This window comes from Allobosea sp. GW821-FHT09G06 (genome assembly GCF_059416005.1).
In genome coordinates this window covers 1,007,574-1,027,737 of sequence record NZ_JBWKOI010000002.1, presented here as the reverse complement: position 1 = coordinate 1,027,737, position 20,164 = coordinate 1,007,574, and the positions used below count along the sequence as shown (strand labels likewise).

Below are 20,164 nucleotides of genomic sequence, written 5' to 3'. Positions count from 1 at the left end.
ACTATCCCTGTCGAAACGGGAAAGGCCGCCTGCAAGGGCGGCCTTTCCTTTTGGTGGGGTGCTGTCGAGAGGCCGATGGCCTCCTAAGCCGCAGCCTGGAAACGCGCCTCGCCGCGGTTCACGAAACAGGTCTTGTCGAACAGGGAGAGATCGAGCGGGTTGGGCAATCGCACATCCGCGATCTCGGGGAATGGCCTGCCCGCGCCTTCATAGGAACGATCGACCTGCGAGAGGAAAACGAGGATCAGCCCCCTCTCCCGCGCGAACGCCTTCAACATACTCACCTGCAGAGCCAGCTCCGGCGTGTCGCGGCGCTGGTCGAGCAGTTGCAGGTAGTCGATCACCGCCACGGTGCCGCGCGATGCGTCCGCCAACCTCGCAACGACATAGTCCGCGCTGATCGCATCGGAACAGTCGCAGTCGAACAGGCCGGCGAATTCCTCCGGTTCGATCTTGATCGCATGCAGCCGGGAGAGCACGTCGGCCGGCGTGTATTCAAGCGTCAGGAACACGCCGTGACGCCCGGCCCGCATGGCTTCCGCGAGCAAGGCGAGACTCGCCAGCGTCTTGCCCTGTCCCGGCCGCCCCGCGATCAGGACGAGATCGCCCGGCTCCAGCAGCGGCCACAACGCGCGAACGGACGTCATTCCCGGCAGCTTCGCCGCGAGCAGGCTCCAGCTGCGATAGCCTTCCTCAGCCGCAATGCGATCGAGCGCGGCATGGAGCGGTATGCGCTGCGCCCGGCTCATGAGCCTGGCCTTGCGCTTCAACTGATGGATCGGGGCCGACAAATTCATGACGTGAACCTCCTATCGCGAGCAGCTGGCGCAATCCCTCCTCATGCGTGATGCCCGGACAGTCGGTCAGGTCGTCGGAATGCCCTGCATGATGATGCTTCCCCGGCTGGAGGGGGGAGGCTCGGGCCGAGCCGGAATCAGAATCTAGCGCAGGCGTGGGCGGAAGGAAATCGCCGAGGGGACGCGCTCAGCGCGCCCAGCGCACGATCTCGACCAGCACCTGCGACAGCGCCCGGTCGAGCGCCTGGGTCGCGCCCGCCCCGTCGACCGCGCCGGCCGGCACCCGCGCCGCGAAGAGCCGCGCCCGCTGGATCTGTCCAGTCCGGTCGCCGACGATCCGCGCGGTGATCTCGACCACCGCCATGCCCGTCGCAGCGTCGATGTTGAAGCTGCGGATATTGGTGTTGAGCTGGACGTCGGGGGAGATGCGTTGCCCCGGCCCCGAGACGGAGCCGACCCGGCCGGCATTCTCGAAGGTCTGGATCAGGCGGGCCTGCACCAAAGCCGGCACCCGGTCCGCCCATTGCGCCCCGCCGACGAAGGACAGCGCGCCGCTCGAATCCCTGACAATGACGCGATCGGAATCGAGCGCCTGCACCGCCGTCGGCTCGGCCACGACCATGATGGCGCGCGAACCACCGACCTTACTGAGCCCGCCCGGTGCCGACAGATCGAAGGTGGTCGGCGTCGCCCCGCCGCCGCAGCCGGCGAGGAGCGCGGCGGCGGCCACGGCCAGAATGGGGAGGAAGCGGCGAGCCCGGCGGGCCGGAGGAAACTGAACCTCGGTCGTCATGGGGCTAGCGCGATCCGTTGTACTGGGGAAGCGGCGGCCTGCCGCCGAAAATGAACTGCTGCGGGTTGCGTTCGAAATTCCGCAAGGTGCGGTTCAGTTCCGTGAGCGTACGCTTGCCATCGGCCGCCAGCGATTCGACATCGCGCAGCCCCGGCCCGGTGAAGCGGTTGATGCCGGCGGTGATCTCGGCGGTTCGCTTGTCGAGATTGTCAGCGAGCGTCCGGATCGACTTGGCGGCGTCGGCGACTTCCTGGAAGGCGCTGCGGCCATCGGGGCCGGAACCGGATTCGAGGAAGCCCTTTGCTGCCGTCAGCACACCCTCGATCTGATCGGCCGCCTTGTCGAGCTTGGCCGAGATCGAGGCGGCGTCCTTCACCACCTTGGCCACTTCGGCGCTGGAGCCGCCAAGCGCCCCAGTGAACTTGTCGACATTGTCGACGATGCTGGCGATCCGGTTGCGATCGACCGAACGGACGACGGCCGTCAATTCCTCGCTGAGCGCCTGCAGCTTTTGCGAGAGTGGCTGGATCGTCTCGGCAATGCTGCCGAAGCTCGCCATCAGCTTGTCGACGCCATCGGCGTTGTTGCCGAGCGCCTGCGAGAATTTCTCGACATTGCGGACGGTGTTGTTGATCGGCCCCGTGTTCTGCTTGATCAGCCCGTCGAGCGAGGTGAGCATCCCGTCGGCCTTCTGCGCGACGTTGCGCACGGTCTCGATGATGTCCTGCAGCTCGGAGCGCTCGGCGATGATCGTTGGCATCGGCTCGCCCGGCTTGGCCCTCAGCATCGGGGCGGCGGGGTCACCGCCGATGAGCTGCAATGCGACCACGCCCGCCAAACCTTGAGCCTCGATGCGCGCGCGCGTGTCGTCGCGCACCGGCGTGGTGTTGGCGACCTGGATCACGGCGTAGATGCGGCGCGGATCGTCCGGCTGGAGCTCGATACTGGTGACCTCGCCGACGCGCAGGCCGTTGAACAGCACGCTCGATCCGCGTCCAAGCCCGGTCACGGTGCCGGTGAAGATGACGCGGATGCTCTCCTTGCTTCCTGCCCCACCGCTGTTGAACCAGTAGACAAAGCCGAAGGCCGCCGCGAGGACCGCGAGCGTGAACAGACCGACGAGTGCGTAATTGGCGCGCGATTCCATGGCCTAGCCGCTTCGTCCCTGCTCTCCCGCCGGCAGCCTGGCCATGGCGCGCTCTCCGCCGAAATAGGCCTTCAACCATGGATGGTCGGACGCCAGCATCGTCGCCAGCGGGCCAACCGCGATCACCTTCTTGTCCGCCAGAGCGGCGATTCGGTCACAGGCATGATACAGGCTGTCGAGATCGTGGGTTACCATGAAGACGGTCAGACCCAGAGTCTGCTTCAAGGTCATGATCAGGTCGTCGAATTCGGCGGCGCCGATCGGGTCCAGCCCCGATGTCGGCTCGTCCAGGAAGACGATCTCCGGGTCGAGCGCGAGCGCGCGGGCGAGTGCCGCGCGCTTGATCATGCCGCCTGACAGTTCGGAAGGCGCCTTGTCGGCGGCGTCACGCGGCAGGCCGACGAGATCGAGCTTCACCATCGCCAATTCGTCGAGCAGATCCGGCGAGAGCTGGAGGTACTCCCGCATCGGCACCTGGATATTCTGCTTCACGGTCAGGGCCGAGAACAGCGCGCCCTGCTGGAACATCACGCCGAAGCGCCGCTCGAGTACCCGCCGCTGCTGCTGGTTGAGATCGTCGACATCCTCGCCGAAGACCTCGATCGTGCCCCGCCGCTTGCGGACAAGACCGAGGATCGTGCGCGTCAGCACCGACTTGCCCTGGCCAGAGCCGCCGACGAAGCCGAGGATCTCGCCGCGCAGCACGTCGAGATCGAGCCCGTCCATGATCACCTTGTCGCCGAAGGCGACCTTGAGATCGCGGACGCGGATGACCGCCTCGGGTTCGCCGGGCGCCTGCGCCGGATGGTGGGAATGGGGAGCGTCCTGCCGCGTCATCGTCAGAACTCGATCGAGGCGAAGAACATGGCGAAGAGCCCATCGACGACGATGACCATGAAGATCGCCTTCACCACCGAGGCCGTGACCTGCCGGCCGAGCGATTCCGCCGAACCCTTGACCGCGAGCCCCTCGATCGAGGCGATCAAACCGATGACGAAGGCCATGAACGGCGCCTTGATCAGCCCGACGGCGAAATGCTTCCAGGTGATGACCGATTGCAGGCGGGCGAGGAAGGTGTCGACGCCGATGCCGCCATAGAGCCAGGAGACCAATCCCGCCCCGACCAGCCCCGCCATCGCCGAGATGAAGGTCAGGATCGGCAGCGAGATGATCAGCGCGAGGATGCGCGGCACGACCAGAACCTCGATCGGATCGAGGCCCATGACGCGCAGCGCATCGATTTCCTCGCGCATCTTCATCGAGCCGATCTCGGCGGTGAAGGCCGAGCCCGAGCGGCCGGCGATCATGATCGAGGTCAGGAGCACCGCGAGTTCGCGCAGGATCAGGATGCCGGTGAGGTTCACGACGAAGGCGGAGGCGCCGAACTGCTGGAGCTGGAAGATGCCCTGCTGTGCGACGATGCAGCCGACGAGGAACGAGATCAGCATGATGATCGGCGCGCCGTTGAAGGCGATCAGCTCGATCTGGTTGACCAGCGACGGGCCCCGGAACTTGCGCGGGCCGAGCAGGACGCTGGCCGAGCCGACCACGACCTCGCCGAGGAACATGGCGCCGCCGACCATGTCGCGGCCGAAGCGCACGACGCCCTCGCCGATATCGACGAGGATGTCGACCACGCCGACATGCCGGTGCGGCTTCGGGGGATCGTCGTCATGGACCTGGACCTCGGCCAGCAGGAGGCCGTGCTCGGGCCTGCTGCTGACGAGTTCGACCGCGACGCCGTCCCGCTCCTGCCGCGCCTTCAGGCGGTTGAGGACATAGGCGCCAAGCGTATCGAGCCGCGTCACGTCGGAGAGGTCGATCCGGGCGCCCGCCGTCGTCAGGCTTTCGGTGATCTCGCCGACCACTTCCTCGATGCGCGGCGCGCGGTCGGCGCTCCATGAGCCCGAGAGCGCCACCACGAGCGCGCCCGCGTCATCGCGGATGGTCGCCTGCGGTTCGGCGGTATCGAGGCTCGCCATGTCGCCGTGAGGTCCCTGTTCCCCTGGCCGAAGCGGCCCTGCAGCTCGACGCAACCGCGCATTGCCGGTCGCCTCAGCCTCCACCCCCGCCCTGTATTGCCGTGCCGCGCCGGCTTGGCAAGCTGCGGGCCATCCATTGCTTTCCGCGGTGTCGCCAATGCCGCGAAAGGCCCGGGAACCACGCCTTCTCGGGCGACCTGTTCCAATTCGGGGCGAAAGCAGCAATTCCTTAAGAAATCGCAAGGCAGGCTCGACAGATAACGTCACGACCGCCCTGCTGATTCGGCCGGTCCTTCGAAGGCAGATTCGTCATGGGCGACGCGCGCTCGCTGACACCGCTGAGCCAGGCCGATTACGAGGCGATCGAAGCCGCGGTGATGGAAACCGCGCGCGGCCGCTGGTTCATGGTCGAATATGCCAAGCGCAACCGGCAGGCGGACACGCTGCAGCTGCTCGGCGCCATCCAGCGGATCGAGCGGGTCGTCGGCCTCGGCGTGCAGGAGACGAGCCGGGAAACCAACCTGATCGAGGCAGCCGCGCTGATCAGCGACCTGCGCACCGATCTCGAACGCATCAGCGGCAAGGCCGAGGCCCGCTCGTCGGGGCTCGCCGCCCAGATCGAGAAGGCGGCCGGCACGGTGCTCGCCGCGACCGAGAGTATCCAGGAAGCGGCCTGGGGCCTGCGCGAGACCGGCGCAGATCAGGAAGCCTGCGACGCGCTCGACCGGCGCGCGGCCGAAATCTCGACGGCGATCGGCGTCGTCGACAGCGTGGTGCAGCGCATCGACAAGATCGCCGACACCATCGCGATGCTGGATTCGAGCCTGCGGGCCTTCGGCGAGGTTTCGCGCGAGTCGAGTGTGAGCTTCGAGTCGATGGCGGCGATGACCGTGCCACCGCCCTCCTCGATGCCGCGCCAGTACGACGATCTCGAGATCGCGACGGAGGGTCACCAGCCCGTCCCGATGGAGCGCATCGACCGGCCTGCGGATGAAGCGCGCCTGGCCACCGCACCGCTGCTCGACGACGATATCGTCTTCAGCGATTCCGACGACGCGATGCCGGAGGCCCTGCGTTTGGCGACGAGCCCGTCCGAGACCGCCATGCGCGAGATCGACGCGCTGCCGGCCGAGCGCAAGCTCGCCTATTTCGTCTAACTGCTCGGCCAGCCGCTCAGTTCTCGCGGCGGATCGCGCTTTCGTGCCAGCGGTGCAGCAGCAGGTACGAGATCAGGCTCGTCGCCAGGAAGATCGCGATACCGGAGAGCGAGATCATCACCAGCGCCGCGAAGACGCGCGGAATCTTGAGCTGATAGCCCGCTTCCAGAATGCGATAGGCGAGGCCCGAAGCGCTGCCGCCGGTGCCGGCGACGAACTCGGCGACGACCGCGCCGATCAGCGCGAGACCGCCTGAAATCTTCAGCCCGGCGAGGAAATAGGGCAGCGCCGCCGGCAGCTTGAGATAGCGCATCGTCTGCCAACGCGAGGCGCCGTAGAGCTCGAACAGGTTGACGAGGTTGTGGTCGGCCGAGTTCAGCCCGAGGATCGTGTTCGAGAGGATCGGGAAAAAGGCGACGATCCAGGCGCAGATCAGCAGCGAGAGGTCGATATCGTTGGCCCAGATGATGATCAGCGGGGCGATGGCGACGATCGGCGTGACCTGCAGGATGACGGCATAGGGCAAAAGCGCCATCTCCAGCCATTTCGACTGGCTGAACAGCACGGCGAGCGTCACGCCGACGACGACGGCAGCGGCGAGGGCCATGAAGGTGATCTTCAGCGTGACCCAGAGCGAGCCCGAGAGCGTGCCCCAATCCGCGACCAGCGTCTGGCCGACCAGGATCGGCCCGGGCAGCACATAATGCGGGATCTCGTTCCAGCGGACGGCGAATTCCCAGAGCGCGAGCACGGCAACGCCGATCACGAGCGGCGCGAGGATGCGCGGCCAGATGCTGGCGGGCAGGCCGAGAATACGAGCCTCGGCCATCGCGACGGGCAATGCCTGCGCGTCGGTGCCGTCCGGGCTCAGTGTTTCGACGGGCGCGCTCATTGGCCGATCGCCTCCTTGAGCTTGGTGGAGGCGACGCGGCAGAGATGGGCGTATTCGCCGGAGGTCCGGAACAATTCGTCGCGCGGATAGGCGGCATCGACCTGGAGATCGGCCATGACCCGGCCGGGACGCGCCGCCATCACCACGATGCGCTGCGAGAGATAGACGGACTCGAAGACCGAATGAGTGACGAAGACCGCGGTGAAGCGCTCGCGCCCCCACAGGGACAGCAGGTCGTCGTTAAGGCGGTGGCGGGTGATCTCGTCGAGCGCTGCGAAGGGCTCGTCCATCAGCAGAATCTTGGGCCGCATCACCAGCGCGCGGGCGATCGAGACCCGCATCTTCATGCCGCCCGAGAGCTCGCGCGGATAGGATTTCTCGAAACCCTTGAGCCCGACCAGCGCCAGCATCTCGGCCGCGCGCGCCTCAGCCTCGGCTCTGGCCACGCCCTTGAGCTTGAGCGGCAGCATGACGTTGGCGAGCGCATTGGCCCAGGGCATCAGCGTCGGATCCTGGAAGACGAAGCCGAGATCGCGGGCGCCATGGCCGGCGCTGCCCTGCGCCTCGCCGGTCTCGCCCGGCCAGGTGATCGTGCCGGAACTCGGCGCGCCGAGGCCGGCGATCATGCGCAGCAGCGTCGACTTCCCGCAGCCTGACGGGCCGAGCAGGCTGATGAACTGCCCTGCCCCCAGCTCCAGATCGACATCGCGCACGGCGAGCGTGCCGTTGGCGAAGCGCTTCGAGACGTGCCGGACCGCCACCAGCGGCGTGCTCGCGGCGGATTGCGGCTTCGTCTCGTCCATCGTCACAGTCATCTTTTCAGCAATGCTCGTCCGGCTCAGCCCTTGCCGATGCCCTTGTTGACGAAGTCGAGGCTGTAGGCCTTCTTCACGTCGACGCCGGCCGGAACGACGCCGGCCTCGCTCATCGTCTTGTAGAAGCTCGCCCAGCGCGCGTCGGTCATGGCGCCGATGCCGAGCGTCTTGGCGTCGCCGGAGACGACGATGCCGCGCTCGTTCATCACCTTGAGGGCGTAGTCGATCTTCTCCTGATCCATGTCGGGATTGTCCTTCAGGATCCGGGCATTGGCGGCCTCGTTGCCGGCGCCGCCCTTCATGTATTCGGCCCAGCCTTCGAGCGTCGCATCGGTGAAGCGCTGTACCAGCTCCTTCTTCTCCTGGACCATCTTCCGGGAGATCGTGATCGTGGTGTTGTAGTTCTCGAAGCCGGCATCCGCGAGGAGATGCACGACCGGATCGACGCCCGCCTTGCGGATGACGAAGGGCTCGGAGGAGAGGAATCCCTGCTGCGTCAGCTTCTTGTCGGCCAGGAACGGCGCCATGTTGAAGGTGTAGGGACGGATCTGCTCGTCCTGGAAGCCGAACTTGAGCTTCAGGAAGGGCCAGAAGCCGACGCGGGCTTGCGCCGCGATCAGGATCGGCTTGCCCTTGAGGTCGGCGAGCGTGTCGTTGCCCTGGCCGGGATGCGAGATCAGGACCTGCGGGTCCTTCTGGAAGATCGAGGCGATGCAGAGGAAGGGCAGGTTCTCATGCGCGAAGCTGAGCGCCTCCAGCGAGTTGCCCATGATCATGTCGACGCGGCCGCCGAGCAGGAGCTGGGTCGGGTTCTGCTGCGGGCCGCCCGGGCGGATCTCCACGTCGAGGCCGTATTTCTTGTAGATGCCGTTGGCCGCAGCCAGATAGAAGCCGCCATGCTCGGTCTGGGCGCGCCAGTTGGTCTGGTAGCTGACCTTGTCGAGCGTCTGCGCATTGACGCGCGCACCCGGCATCGGGATCAGCAGGGAGGCGGTGGAGCCGCCGATCAGCCCCAGCGCGGCGCGCCGGTTCACGCGATATTTCATCGTCGTCATCTCGCTATCTCCCCTCACGCTGCGGCCGACCCGGCCACTGGCCCGTCTCCTTATCCCATGCGATAGGACGACGGGACAATGCAACGCCGTGCCGCCGGGTTTCTGCACAGAAACAAGGCGATCGCAACGGCTCCTGACAGGCCTGATCATGACCGCACGTTTCTGGGGCGACCTGAAGAGCTCCGACTTCGCCACGCTTTCGCCTGACCGCACCGTCGCGGTGCTGCCCCTGGCTGCGATCGAGCAGCACGGCCCGCATCTGCCGGTCTCGGTCGATACCACCGTGATGAACGGGATGCTGGCCGAGGCCATGCCGCTGGTGCCTGATGATCTCGACGTGCTCGTGCTGCCGACGCAGGCCGTCTGCAAGTCGAACGAGCACCTGCACTCGCCAGGCACCGTCACGATCGGCTGGGAAAGCGCCATCCGCTCCTGGATCGAGATCGGCGAGAGCGTGAAGCGGGCGGGCCTGCGCAAGCTCGTGCTGATCACCTCGCATGGCGGCAATGTCGACCCGATGAAGATCGTGGCGCGGGAGCTGCGCGTCGATCACGGCATGCTCGCCGTCTGCACGGCCTGGATGTCCTTCGGCCTGCCGGAGGGGCTCTATGGCGAACTCGATATCCGCCATGGCATCCATGGCGGCGATGTCGAGACCTCGCTGATGCTGCATTTCCGGCCGGACCTCGTCGACATGAGCCGGGCCGCGCTGTTCAAGCCGCATACCGTGACGATGGCCGAGGAAGGCTACACCCATATACGCCCCACCGGCCCGCATGCCTTTGCCTGGATGGCGCAGGACGTGAACCGCGCCGGCGCGGCCGGCTATGCCAGCCTCGCGACAGCTGCGAAGGGCAAGGCGACGGCTGCGCTTCAGGCGCAGGGCTTCGTCCAATTGATGGCCGATGTCGCGCGGATGCCGCTCGATACGCTCTACAAGGCGGGCTGAGCCTCACTCCGGATCGAGGAGGCGCGGCCCCGGCCCCTCCTCGGCCAGGCGGTCGAGCGGATTGTGCAGCGGGCAATCCCGCACCGACAGGCAGCCGCAGCCGATACAGCCGTTGAGATCGTCGCGCAGCCGGGTCAGCCGGTCGATGCGGCGTTCCAGCTCCTGTTTCCAGGCGGATGACAGCCGCGCCCAATCGGCGACGGTCGGCGTGCGCTCCTGCGGCAGGGCCTTGAAGGCCTCGCGAATGGTCTTCAGCGGAATACCGGCACGCTGCGCCACCTTGATGATCGCGACCCGGCGCAAAACCTCGCGGGCATAGCGGCGCTGGTTGCCCGCCGTGCGATGGCTGCGGATCAGCCCTTCCGCCTCGTAGAAATGCAGGGCCGAGACGGCAAGCCCGCTGCGGCGTGCGACATCACCGACGCTGAGCTCGCCCGGCAAACGCACCTGCTGGGACATCGGAATACGCCTCTTGACCTTAACCTTACTTGAGGTTCTATAAGCCCTGCTCCCGTGATGCAAACCGGAGCGTTTCCATGCACCAGAAGGTCGATACGCGGATCAGGCTCGCCCTGATCTATGGCAGCAGCCGCGAAGGCCGCTTCTGCGACAAGGTCGCCGGCTGGGCGATCTCGCAGATCGCGGGCGACGGCCCGTTCGACCTCGCGGTCGTCGACCCCGGCGAGATCGACCTGCCGCCGCGCCATGTCAGCGGCAAGCACCCTGCCCTCGAAGAACTCCGGCAGATCATCGGCTGGGCCGACGGCTTCGTCGTGGTGACGCCGGAGTACAATCGAGGCTACCCCGCGATCCTGAAGTTCCTGATCGACGCGGTCGGACCGGAATGGCGCGGCAAGCCGGTCGGCTTCGTCTCCTATGGCGGCATCTCCGGCGGCCTGCGCGCCGTCGAGCAGCTCCGCCTCGTGTTCGGGGAACTGCATGCCGCGCCGATCCGCGACGGCGTAGCCTTCGCCGATGTCTGGAGCCGCTTCGACGCGGAGGGCGCCCTGCTCGATGCCGACCGCGCGGAACAGGCGATGGCGACGATGCTGGCGCAGCTGCATTGGTGGGCGAGCGCATTGCGCAAGGCGCGAGAGAGCGTGCCCTACGGCCAGTTCGCCGCGGCCTGATACGTCACGCGAACGTGGAAAGAGCTTCACAAATCCGAACTGGTCTCTTCGTGGCGGGATGCGGAACAATGCCCCTCCCTGACGAGGAGCCGACGGATATGAAGCTCAAACTTCTCCGCAACGCGACGCTGAAGCTCACCTATGGCGGCAGGACCTTCCTGATCGACCCAGATTTCGGGCCGCGCCATAGCCGGCGCTCCTTCACCGGGCGCTCGGAGAACCCGATGGTCGAGCTGCCCGAGCCGATCGAGGACATTATCGCTGGCGTCGATACCGTGATCGTCTCGCATCTCCATGCCGATCATTTCGACGAGGTGGCCAAGGAGCGCCTGCCGAAGGACTTAGCCATCATCTGCCAGCCCGGCGATGAGGCCGCGATCGCGCAGGCGGGCTTCTCCTCGATCACCGCGATCGACTGCTTCATCCGATTGGGCCAGATCATCCTGAAGCGGCACCCGGCCCAGCACGGCACCGGCGCCGTCGTCGAGACGATGGGGCGGGTGATGGGCCTGAGCTTCGAGGCACCGGGTGAGCCGACACTCTACTGGTGCGGCGACAGCGTGTTCTACCCGCCGCTGCGCGACGCCGCGACGGCGACGGGACCGGACGTCATCGTGACGCATTCCTGCGGGGCGATGTGGGACAGCACGCTGATCGTGATGGATGACGAACAGACGCTCGATCTCGCGGAGGCCTTCCCGCTGGCGACGGTGATCGCGACGCATATGGAAGCGCTGGACCACGCGACCGTCAGCCGGACAGCGCTCCGCAAGGCAGCGAAGGAGCGCGGCGTCGACACGCGGCGCCTGCGCATCCCCACTGACGGCGAGACGATCGAACTCGGCGTGCCCGCGCTGGTGTGAACCGTCTGAGCTTAGCCGTCATGCTCGGGCTTGACCCGAGCATCTCTGGAAAGAGAAGGCGCCTCTTCCTGCATGAGTTTCTCGGGTCGAGGCTCCGCCTCGCCCGAGAATGACGCAGTGAAGGAGGTTTACTCCCCCGCCTTCAGCTGTTTGGCGTAGATGTCCTTGTACTGCTCGCGCAGCAGGTTCTTCTGGACCTTGCCCATGGTGTTGCGCGGCAAGTCGGCGACGACGAAGACCTGCTTGGGCTGCTTGAACTTGGCGAGACGCTGCTCCAGCGCGGCGGCGATGCCCTTCGCGGTGATCTCGGCGCCGGGCTTGCAGACCACGACGGCGGTTACGCCCTCGCCGAAATCGGGATGCGGACAACCGATGACGGCGCTCTCGATCACGCCCGGCATCTCGTCGATCTCGGTCTCGACTTCCTTCGGATAGACGTTGTAGCCGCCGGTGATGATCAGGTCCTTGCCGCGCCCGACGATATGGACGTAGCCGGCGGGATCGATCTTGCCGAGATCGCCCGTGATGAAGAAGCCGTCCGGCCGGAACTCGGCGGCCGTCTTCTCGGGATTGCGCCAATAGCCCTTGAAGACATTCGGGCCCTTGACCTCGATCATGCCGATCTCGTCGCGGGCGATTTCTGTACCGGTCTCGGGATCGGTGACACGGGCCGAGACGCCCGGCAGCGGGAAGCCGACCGTGCCGGCGACCCGATCGCCCTCATAGGGGTTCGAGGTGTTCATGTTGGTCTCGGTCATGCCGTAGCGCTCGAGAATGGCGTGGCCGCTGCGGTCGCGCCATTCTCGATGCGTCTCGGCCAGCAGCGGCGCCGAGCCGGAGACGAAGAGGCGCATATGCTTCGTCGCTTCCTTGGTCAGACGGGCATCCTGCAAAAGCCTGACGTAAAAGGTCGGCACGCCCATCATGCTGGTCGCCTGCGGCAGGTATTTGAACACCTGCTCCGGGTCGAACTTGGGCAGCAGGATCATCGAGGCGCCGGACAAGAGGATGACGTTCGTCGCGACGAAAAGGCCGTGTGTGTGGAAGATCGGCAGGGCGTGCAGCAGCACGTCGCCCTTGCCGAAGCGCCAGTAGTCGACGAGCGCCAGCGCGTTGGACGATAGGTTGTCGTGGCTCAGCATCGCGCCCTTGGAGCGGCCGGTCGTGCCGGAGGTGTAGAGGATCGCAGCGAGATCGTCCGGCCCGCGCGCGACGTCGGCGAAATCGCCCGAGGCGGCATTGGCCTTGTCGAGCAGGCTGCCGGCGCCGATGCCGAGCGTCTCAAGCTTCGCGCCGGCCTTCTCGGCATAGGGGCGCAGCGCTTCAGCCTTGGCGGGATCGCAGACGAAGACCGCAGGCTCGGCATCGCCCAGGAAGTACTCGATCTCGGCTGGAGTATAGGCGGTGTTGAGCGGCAGGAAGATCGCGCCCGCCCTCACCGTCCCGAGATAGAGCATCAGCGCCTCGAAGCTCTTCTCGACCTGCACCGCGACACGATCGCCCGGCTTCACGCCGAGCCCGACCAACGCATCGGCAAAGCGGGCGGAAACCGCGACCATGTCGCCATAGGAGAAACGCCGGCCGTCATCGAGCAGAGCAAAGGGCGCATCCGGCACCGGCATGCGCGAGCGGATCAGGTCGAAGAGGTGATTGCCCATGATTTCGGGTCCTTTCAGGCGTTTCCGTATCAGCTCGTAGCAGGGCGCAGCAGCTTGCGCACGCTGGAGGAGGCCACCACCGTGTTGCGGGTGGCGAAGGCCTCGTGGTTGGTCTCGATATCGTCGAGGTCGTAACGGTAATTGACCATCACGCCATGCGACTCGCGCAGGCCTCGCGCCGAGAGATTGCCGCCGACATTGATCCGCTCCAGCCGCGCGCCGTTGCCGAGGTGGAAGCGTGCGACCGGATCGATGACGCGGCCCGACGCCGTGCGTGCCCGCAGCATGTACTGCGCCGTCATCTGGCCGAGCAGCTTGTCGCGGCGCGCCTTCGTCGCGTCGTCGAGCGAGATCGTCTCGCCGGCCGGGCGGGCGAGTTCAGCGCGCTCCTCATTGGTGAGGGTGAGATCACCGGGCTCGTCGGCGATGCCGGCCAGCCAGCGGGCGAAGCCCGGCACCGGCGAGAGCGTGACGAAGGTATCGAGCCCCGGCAATTCGCGCTTCAGGTCCTCGGCCACCTGCTTGATCAGGAAATTGCCGAAGGAGATGCCGCGCAGGCCCTCCTGGCAGTTCGAGATCGAATAGAACACCGCCGTCGTCGCCTGCTGCGCCGGCAGGATCGTGCGCTCCGGCTCCAGCACCTCGCCGATGCTGCGCGGAATGTCGCCGGTCAGCGCGACCTCGACGAAGATCAGGGGGTCATCGACGAGCTGCGGATGGAAGAAGGCGAAGCAGCGCCGGTCCGCCGGCTCCAGCCGGCGCCTCAGATCGTCCCAGCCTTGGATCTCGTGCACCGCCTCGTAGCGGATGATCTTCTCCAGCACATTGGCCGGCGTGCGCCAGTCGATCCGGCGCAGAACGAGGAAGCCGCGGTTGAACCAGGAGCCGAAGAGATGGCGGAAATCATCGTCGATGCCCTTCAGCCCAGGCTCCGCCGCCATCGCCTCGAACAGCGCCTCGCGCATCCGCACCAGAACATGCGTGCCCTCGGGCGCAAGGTTGAGACGACGCAGCAATTCCTGCCGGCGCGGCTCGGCCGCGAGATGGAGCGCGGAGACGGTCGCGGCATCCGGCTTAGCACGATAGGCCTCGATCGCCTGGTCGAGCCGGTCGTGATCGGGGCCGAAGCGCTCCTGCAGCATATTGAAGAAGGCGAGCCGGCCGGGCTTGTCGAGGCCCTGCCAGGCTTCCAGCACGGCCTGCGCCAGCGCCATGCCCGAGGCCTCGCCGCGGCCGGAGAGCAGATCCTCGCAGAGCTTGTCGATCGGGCGCGAGCGGCTGCCGAGAAAACGCTCGAAGCCGATAAGCGCGCGGCCACGATCCGCTACGTTGGTCAGAAGTTCGCCCAGAAATGCCATGTCCATGCCGGCTCCCAGTTCGCAGGCTGATCCTATACGAGATTCAGCGCAGGCAAATCGGGCATCAGCGCAGCAGGCTCCAGGCCTTCAGGAAGAAATCCGGCGTGCCGAAATTGCCGGATTTCAGCGCGACGACCATTTCTGGCCCGTCCACGACGCGAGTCCAGGGCACGCCGGGGTCGATTTCCGGGCCGATTTCCAGCGTGCGGATGCCCAAGCCCAGCACGGTCGCGCCCGATGTCTCGCCGCCCGCGACGAGAAGCCGCGTCACGCCGCCCTCGGAAAGCCGGCGCGCGACCTCGGCGAAGGCATGCTCGACGATGCTGCCGGCCTTGTCGCGGCCGAGCTTGTCCTGCACGGCCGCGACCTCGGCCGGATCGTCGCTGGAATAGAGGAGGAACGGCTTGTCGGCGGGCTGCGCCAGCGCCCAGGCGGCGAGGCCGGCGGCGTCCTGCCTGCCATCGGCCAGCGCGAAGGGATCGACCTTGAGCGCGGGAAAGCCCGCTTCCAGCGCCGCCTTGATCTGGCCACGCGTCGCGGTCGAGCAGCTGCCGGAGATGATGCCGGCGCGGCCAGCCGGCGCCTGCAAGTCCTGCGGACCGGGACGCTCAGGTAGCAGGCCGGCGCGTCGGAAATTCTGGGGCAGGCCCATGGCAATGCCGGAGCCGCCGGTCAGCAGGACATGCTCGGACACGGCATGGCCGAGCGTCATCAGGTCCTCATTGGTCAGCGCGTCGGTGACGGCATAGCGGATACCGTCTGCCTGAAGCTTGGCGAGGCGCGCCTTCACGGCGGCCGGGCCGGCGAGGACCGTCGCGTAATCGACGAGGCCGGTTTCGGTCTTCGCCTGCGCCGACATCAACCGCATCAGGCTGGAATCCCGCATCGGCGTCAGCGGGTGATCCTTCATCGAGCTCTCATGCAACGGCACGGCGCCGACGAAGAGATAGCCCTGATAGATCGAGCGGCCATTGGCCGGGAAAGCCGGGCAGACGATGGCGAGCTTCGCGCCGAGGCGCCCGGCCAGCGCATTCGCCACCGGCCCGATATTACCCTCGGCGGTCGAATCGAAGGTCGAGCAGTATTTGAACAGGATCTGGCGCGCGCCGCCCTTCAGCAACGCCTCGCAGGCGGCGAGCGAATCCGCGACGGCCTCGGCCACCGGATTGGTCCGCGACTTCAGCGCGACGACGACGGCATCGGCCTCCGGCAGGGCGGAGCCGGCCGGCGGGACACCGATCACCTGAACGGTGCGCATGCCCGCCCGGTTCAGCATCAGCGCGACATCCGTCGCGCCCGTCATGTCGTCGGCGATCACGCCCAGCAGCATGCTCATTCTCCCTCACGCCCTTGTCGAGCGTCGTTCTAGAGGCTGCGGCCCGCCGAGGCGACCGCCATCGCCGCATCGTGCATGTCCTCCCCGGACATGGAACCCCGGTTTCCGGGCCAAGTCATATCTGCCTAAGGGGCAGGCAAACTTGCCTGCGAATTGATGCGGCGCATCATCGACGGCGGGCGCGATCTGAGTCAGATTAGTGCCACAAGGAACGAATTGAGCAGGACGATCCGCGCATGACGCGCCGGGAACGTTCGCCGAAAACCGTCCGGAACGAGGGGAAATCATGAAGCTGTTGAAGGTTGCGATCTCGGCCGCCGCATTTGCGCTCGCGATAGTGCCGGCGCTGGCACAGGCGCCGTCCACCCTGCGGATCGGCCTGCAGGAAGACCCAGACATGCTCGACCCGCACAAGGCGCGCACCTTCGTCGGCCGCATCGTCTTCATGGGGCTGTGCGACCGGCTGGTCGACATCACGCCGGAATTGAAGCTGGTGCCGCGGCTGGCGACGGAATGGAATTTCTCCGCTGATGGCCTGACGCTGACCATGAAGCTGCGCAGCGATGCGAAGTTCCATGACGGCGAGGCCTTCAACGCCGAGGCCGCCAAGGCCAATCTGGAGCGTGCCCGCACCCTGCCCGACTCGCTGCGCAAGGCCGAGCTCGCCTCGGTCGACACCATCGAAGCGCCTGACGCCACTACCCTGGTGATCAAGCTGAAGCGCCCGGACGCCACGTTGCTTTCGCAGCTCACCGACCGCGCCGGCATGATGCTCTCGCCCAAGATCCTGTCGGGCGACGTCGGGGCGAAACCGGTCTGCTCCGGCCCCTACAAGTTCGTCGAGCGCGTGCAGAACGACCGGATCGTGCTCGAAAAATTCAAGGAGCACTGGGAGGCCGACAAGTACAATTTCGACCGCGTGCTCTATCGCTCGATCCCCGATACGACGGTCCGCCTCGCCAACCTGCGCTCCGGCGAGCTCGACATGCTGGAGCGACTGGCGCCGACCGACGTGAAATCGGCCCAATCGGACAAGTCTCTCAAGATCGAGAGCATCGCCAATCTCGGCTACCAGGGCATCACCATCAACACCAACCACGGCGAAGCCGCCAACCAGCCGATGGGCAAGGACAAGCGCGTGCGTCAGGCGCTCTCGCTGTCGATCGACCGCAAGGTGCTGAGCCAGGTCGTGTTCGAAGGGCTCTATGCGCCGTCGAACCAGCCCTTCAACCCCGGCAACTTCTTCGTCAGCGCCGACCTGCCGGTGCCGGCCCGCGACCTCGCCAAGGCGAAGGCGCTGCTCAAGGAAGCCGGGCAGTCCAAGGTCTCGGTCGAGCTATTCGTCACCAACAACCCGGTCGACGCCCAGCTCGGGCAGGTGATCCAGGCGATGGCGCAGGAAGCCGGCATCGACATCCAGATCCGCTCGACCGAGTTCGCCAGCCAGTTGCGCGACCAGCAGCAGGGCAAGTTCCAGATGAGCCGGGTCGGCTGGTCCGGCCGCATCGATCCGGACGGCAACATCCACCCCTTCGCCCATTCGAAGGGCAACCAGAACGACGGCAAATACGCCAATGCGGAGGTCGACAAGCTGCTCGACGAAGCCCGCACGATCTACGAGCCGGCCGAACGCAAGAAGCGCTACGACGCCGCGCAGAAGATCCTGCAGGACGAGCTGCCGATCGTCTATCTCTATAACCAGACGGTGTTCTTCGCGATGCGCTCCAATCTGCAGGGCTTCGCGATCAATCCCGACGGAATCATCCGGCTGGCGGGAATGAAGCGCTCGTGAGGGGAGCTTTCAGCTTCACAACCGCGCCGTCATCCCGGGCGGCCGAAGGTCGACCCGGGATCCATCGTAGAGCGCAGTTCTCTACGATGGATCCCGGAGTTCCGCTTCGCTGCATCCGGGATGACGGAGCAGGTTCGAGCGCACCATGTTCACCCTGATCCTCCGCCGCTTCCTGATCGCGATACCGACGCTCTTTCTGGTATCGCTCTTCGTCTTCGCCCTGCAGCGCGCGCTGCCGGGCGATCCCTTCCTCGTCATAGCAGGCGAGGAACGCGACCCCGAGGTGATCGCGCGGCTGCGCGAGATCTACCGGATGGACGATCCGATCTTCGTCCAGTTCTTCGCCTGGCTCGGGCAGGTCGTACAGGGCGATTTCGGCCGCTCGCTGCGCACCGGCGAGCCGGTGCTCGGGCTCATCCTGCAGAAGCTGCCGGTGACGATCCAGCTCGCCACCGCCTCGATCCTCGTCGCGGTCGCGATCGGCATCCCGATCGGCATCCTGGCGGCGCGGCACAAGGGCACGATCGTCGATTATTCCGCCAGCGCGGCCGCCCTGTCGGGACTGTCGATCCCGAATTTCTGGTTCGGGATCATGCTGATCCTGCTGGTCTCGGTTCACCTGAAATGGCTGCCGGCATCGGGCTATGAATCGATTTTCGAGCAACCCTGGGAGGCGATCAAACGCCTGATCATGCCGGCCTTCGTGCTCGGCAACGGTCTTGCCGCCTTCCTGATGCGCCATACCCGCTCGGCGATGCTGGAGGTGCTGCGCTCGGACTATGTCCGCACTGCCCGCGCCAAGGGGCTCGACGAGGATACGGTCGTGCACCGCCATGCGCTGCGCAACGCGCTGGTGCCGATCATCACGCTGACCACGCTGCTCTTCGGCGAATTGCTCGCGGGTGCCGTGCTGACCGAGCAGGTCTTCACCATCCCCGGTTTCGGCAAGCTGATCGTCGATGCCGTGTTCAACCGCGACTACGGCGTGGTGCAGGGCGTGGTGCTGTGCACCGCCATCGGCTTCATCCTGATGAACCTGATCGCCGACATCCTCTACATCCTCGTCAACCCGCGCCTGAGGACCGGCTGATGGCATCGCTCGATTCCATCGCCTCCGCCGGCGCATCGGCCGGCTCCAAAGGCCGGCCCGGCGTTCTGGCGCGCCTCGTCCGCAACAAGTCCGCGCTGCTCGGCGGCGGGCTCGTCCTGATCTTCGTGCTGATGGCTGTGCTCGCGCCGGTGTTGCCATTGGCCGATCCGTTCAAGTCGAACTTCCTCGCCATCCGCAAGCCGCCGTCGGAACTCTACTGGTTCGGCACGGACGAGCTCGGCCGCGATCAGGTCACGCGGCTCTTCTTCGGGGCGCAGGCCTCGCTGCTCGCCGGCATCGTCTCGGTGCTGATCGCGGTCGCGATCGGCCTGCCCTTCGGCCTGCTCGCCGGCTGGTATGGCGGCTGGATCGACATCGTGATCTCGCGCGTCACCGAGGCTCTCCTCGCCTGCCCCTTCCTGATCCTCGCCATCGCCTTTGCCGCCGTGCTCGGCCCGTCGCTGACCAACGCAATGATCGCGATCGGCTTGTCAGCCGTGCCGATCTTCATCCGGCTGATCCGCGGACAGGTGATGAACGTCAAGGCGGAGGATTTCGTCGAGGGCGCGCGGGCGGTCGGCGCGCGCGATCTTCGGCTGATGTTCCGCCATGTCCTGCCCAACACCCTGTCCCCCATCGTGGTGCAGTCGACATTGTTCATGGCGCAGGCGATCATTCTGGAAGCCGCCCTCTCCTTCCTCGGCCTTGGCCAGCAGCCGCCGGCGCCCTCCTGGGGACAGATGCTCAACGTCGCCAAGAACTTCATGGAGCAGGCGCCGTGGATGTCGGTGGCACCGGGTGTCTGCATCTTCCTCGCCGTGCTCGGCTTCAACCTGCTCGGCGACGGCCTGCGCGACGCGCTCGACCCGAAAGAAAACTAGAAGATGATCTCTGCCACCCTCAGCCCTCATCCTGAGGAGCCGCGCAGCGGCGTCTCGAAGGATGCTCCAGGAGGCGCCCTGTGCGAGACCATGACGGGTGCTGGCTCTACATCGTGAAATGCAGCGACGGCAGTTTCTACACCGGCACGACACGAGCGGACGTGGCAACACGCGTCGGCCAGCACAATGCAGGACTTCATTCCGACAGCTACACTTTCACCCGCAGGCCGGTTAGCCTCGTATTCGCAGAGCATTTTCCCAGTGTCCTCGACGCAATCGCCATGGAGCGGCGCGTCAAGGGTTGGTCCCGACGGAAGAAGCAAGCCATGATCGATGGTCGCTGGGACGAATTGCTCGAACTTGCGAGGCGCCAGCGATGAGCTTTCCTTTGCCGCGCGTTTCCCAGCCTTCCGGAACATCCTTCGAGACGCCGCTGCGCGGCTCCTCAGGATGAGGGCTGAGCCGAGAT

At 66.2% G+C, this 20,164-nt stretch carries 20 protein-coding genes; 8 read left to right on the top strand and 12 right to left on the bottom strand.

Features of this window, described 5'->3' with window-relative positions:
* Positions 1–83: 83 nt before the first annotated feature.
* The 5 genes from AC07NY_RS15045 to AC07NY_RS15025 form a co-directional block, all read right to left on the bottom strand.
* The gene (locus tag AC07NY_RS15045) at positions 84–797 is read right to left on the bottom strand and encodes a DNA helicase (RefSeq protein WP_494584494.1); all 714 of its coding nucleotides are present in this window, start codon (positions 795–797) and stop codon (positions 84–86) included.
* A gap of 187 nt (positions 798–984) precedes the next feature.
* A complete protein-coding gene (locus AC07NY_RS15040; RefSeq protein WP_492284082.1) occupies positions 985–1,590 on the bottom strand; it encodes an ABC-type transport auxiliary lipoprotein family protein in 606 nt (201 codons plus the stop codon).
* A gap of 4 nt (positions 1,591–1,594) precedes the next feature.
* Positions 1,595–2,737: an MlaD family protein gene (locus tag AC07NY_RS15035; RefSeq protein WP_494584493.1), complete on the bottom strand. Its 1,143-nt coding sequence runs from the start codon at positions 2,735–2,737 to the stop codon at positions 1,595–1,597.
* A 3-nt stretch (positions 2,738–2,740) separates the two neighbouring features.
* Positions 2,741–3,574, bottom strand: a complete 834-nt coding sequence (locus AC07NY_RS15030) for an ABC transporter ATP-binding protein (RefSeq protein ID WP_494584492.1) — start codon at positions 3,572–3,574, stop codon at positions 2,741–2,743.
* 2 nt (positions 3,575–3,576) lie between these two features.
* On the bottom strand, positions 3,577–4,719 hold the full coding sequence (locus tag AC07NY_RS15025; RefSeq protein ID WP_494584491.1) for an MlaE family lipid ABC transporter permease subunit: 1,143 nt from the start codon (positions 4,717–4,719) through the stop codon (positions 3,577–3,579).
* Between the two features lie 311 nt (positions 4,720–5,030).
* On the opposite strand from AC07NY_RS15025, the gene AC07NY_RS15020 reads away from it, so the two are divergent.
* Complete coding sequence (locus AC07NY_RS15020) at positions 5,031–5,876, top strand: hypothetical protein (protein WP_492284086.1); 846 nt, start codon at positions 5,031–5,033, stop codon at positions 5,874–5,876.
* 16 nt (positions 5,877–5,892) lie between these two features.
* Here AC07NY_RS15020 and AC07NY_RS15015 read toward each other — a convergent pair whose 3' ends face one another.
* Genes AC07NY_RS15015 through AC07NY_RS15005 form a run of 3 tightly spaced genes read right to left on the bottom strand, consistent with a single transcriptional unit; the run spans position 5,893 to position 8,638 of the window.
* Complete coding sequence (locus tag AC07NY_RS15015) at positions 5,893–6,705, bottom strand: ABC transporter permease (protein ID WP_494584687.1); 813 nt, start codon at positions 6,703–6,705, stop codon at positions 5,893–5,895.
* Between the two features lie 59 nt (positions 6,706–6,764).
* Positions 6,765–7,571, bottom strand: a complete 807-nt coding sequence (locus AC07NY_RS15010) for an ABC transporter ATP-binding protein (RefSeq protein WP_494584490.1) — start codon at positions 7,569–7,571, stop codon at positions 6,765–6,767.
* A 35-nt stretch (positions 7,572–7,606) separates the two neighbouring features.
* On the bottom strand, positions 7,607–8,638 hold the full coding sequence (locus AC07NY_RS15005; protein WP_494584489.1) for an ABC transporter substrate-binding protein: 1,032 nt from the start codon (positions 8,636–8,638) through the stop codon (positions 7,607–7,609).
* Positions 8,639–8,786: 148 nt separating this feature from the next.
* Between AC07NY_RS15005 and AC07NY_RS15000 the strand changes: the two genes are divergently transcribed.
* Complete coding sequence (locus AC07NY_RS15000) at positions 8,787–9,587, top strand: creatininase family protein (protein ID WP_494584488.1); 801 nt, start codon at positions 8,787–8,789, stop codon at positions 9,585–9,587.
* 3 nt (positions 9,588–9,590) lie between these two features.
* Here the strand turns inward: AC07NY_RS15000 and soxR are convergent, their stop codons facing one another.
* Positions 9,591–10,046, bottom strand: coding sequence for a redox-sensitive transcriptional activator SoxR (soxR, locus tag AC07NY_RS14995; RefSeq protein WP_492284090.1), 456 nt, complete (start codon positions 10,044–10,046; stop codon positions 9,591–9,593).
* A gap of 77 nt (positions 10,047–10,123) precedes the next feature.
* Here soxR and AC07NY_RS14990 point away from each other — a divergent pair, with 77 nt between their 5' ends.
* Both AC07NY_RS14990 and AC07NY_RS14985 read left to right on the top strand, forming a co-directional pair.
* Entirely contained in the window at positions 10,124–10,717 is a 594-nt protein-coding gene (locus AC07NY_RS14990) for an NADPH-dependent FMN reductase (protein ID WP_494584487.1), read from the top strand.
* Between the two features lie 98 nt (positions 10,718–10,815).
* Entirely contained in the window at positions 10,816–11,580 is a 765-nt protein-coding gene (locus AC07NY_RS14985) for an MBL fold metallo-hydrolase (protein WP_494584486.1), read from the top strand.
* Between the two features lie 128 nt (positions 11,581–11,708).
* On the opposite strand, the gene AC07NY_RS14980 is transcribed toward AC07NY_RS14985, so the two are convergent.
* Genes AC07NY_RS14980 through otnK form a run of 3 tightly spaced genes read right to left on the bottom strand, consistent with a single transcriptional unit; the run spans position 11,709 to position 15,932 of the window.
* A complete protein-coding gene (locus tag AC07NY_RS14980) occupies positions 11,709–13,238 on the bottom strand; it encodes a malonate--CoA ligase (protein WP_494584485.1) in 1,530 nt (509 codons plus the stop codon).
* Between the two features lie 29 nt (positions 13,239–13,267).
* Entirely contained in the window at positions 13,268–14,602 is a 1,335-nt protein-coding gene (locus AC07NY_RS14975; protein WP_492284094.1) for a malonyl-CoA decarboxylase, read from the bottom strand.
* 58 nt (positions 14,603–14,660) lie between these two features.
* Positions 14,661–15,932 carry a 3-oxo-tetronate kinase gene (gene otnK, locus AC07NY_RS14970; RefSeq protein ID WP_494584484.1) on the bottom strand — a complete coding sequence of 424 codons (1,272 nt, stop codon included), beginning with the start codon at positions 15,930–15,932 and terminating at the stop codon, positions 14,661–14,663.
* A gap of 286 nt (positions 15,933–16,218) precedes the next feature.
* On the opposite strand from otnK, the gene AC07NY_RS14965 reads away from it, so the two are divergent.
* The 4 genes from AC07NY_RS14965 (at position 16,219) to AC07NY_RS14950 (ending at position 20,075) form a co-directional block, all read left to right on the top strand.
* Positions 16,219–17,724 carry an ABC transporter substrate-binding protein gene (locus AC07NY_RS14965; protein WP_494584483.1) on the top strand — a complete coding sequence of 502 codons (1,506 nt, stop codon included), beginning with the start codon at positions 16,219–16,221 and terminating at the stop codon, positions 17,722–17,724.
* 145 nt (positions 17,725–17,869) lie between these two features.
* The gene (locus tag AC07NY_RS14960; protein WP_494584482.1) at positions 17,870–18,814 is read left to right on the top strand and encodes an ABC transporter permease; all 945 of its coding nucleotides are present in this window, start codon (positions 17,870–17,872) and stop codon (positions 18,812–18,814) included.
* Entirely contained in the window at positions 18,814–19,695 is an 882-nt protein-coding gene (locus tag AC07NY_RS14955; protein ID WP_494584481.1) for an ABC transporter permease, read from the top strand. The genes AC07NY_RS14960 and AC07NY_RS14955 overlap by 1 nt, the downstream gene beginning before the upstream one ends.
* Positions 19,696–19,775: 80 nt before the next feature.
* Positions 19,776–20,075: a GIY-YIG nuclease family protein gene (locus AC07NY_RS14950; protein ID WP_494584480.1), complete on the top strand. Its 300-nt coding sequence runs from the start codon at positions 19,776–19,778 to the stop codon at positions 20,073–20,075.
* Positions 20,076–20,164 lie beyond the last annotated feature (89 nt).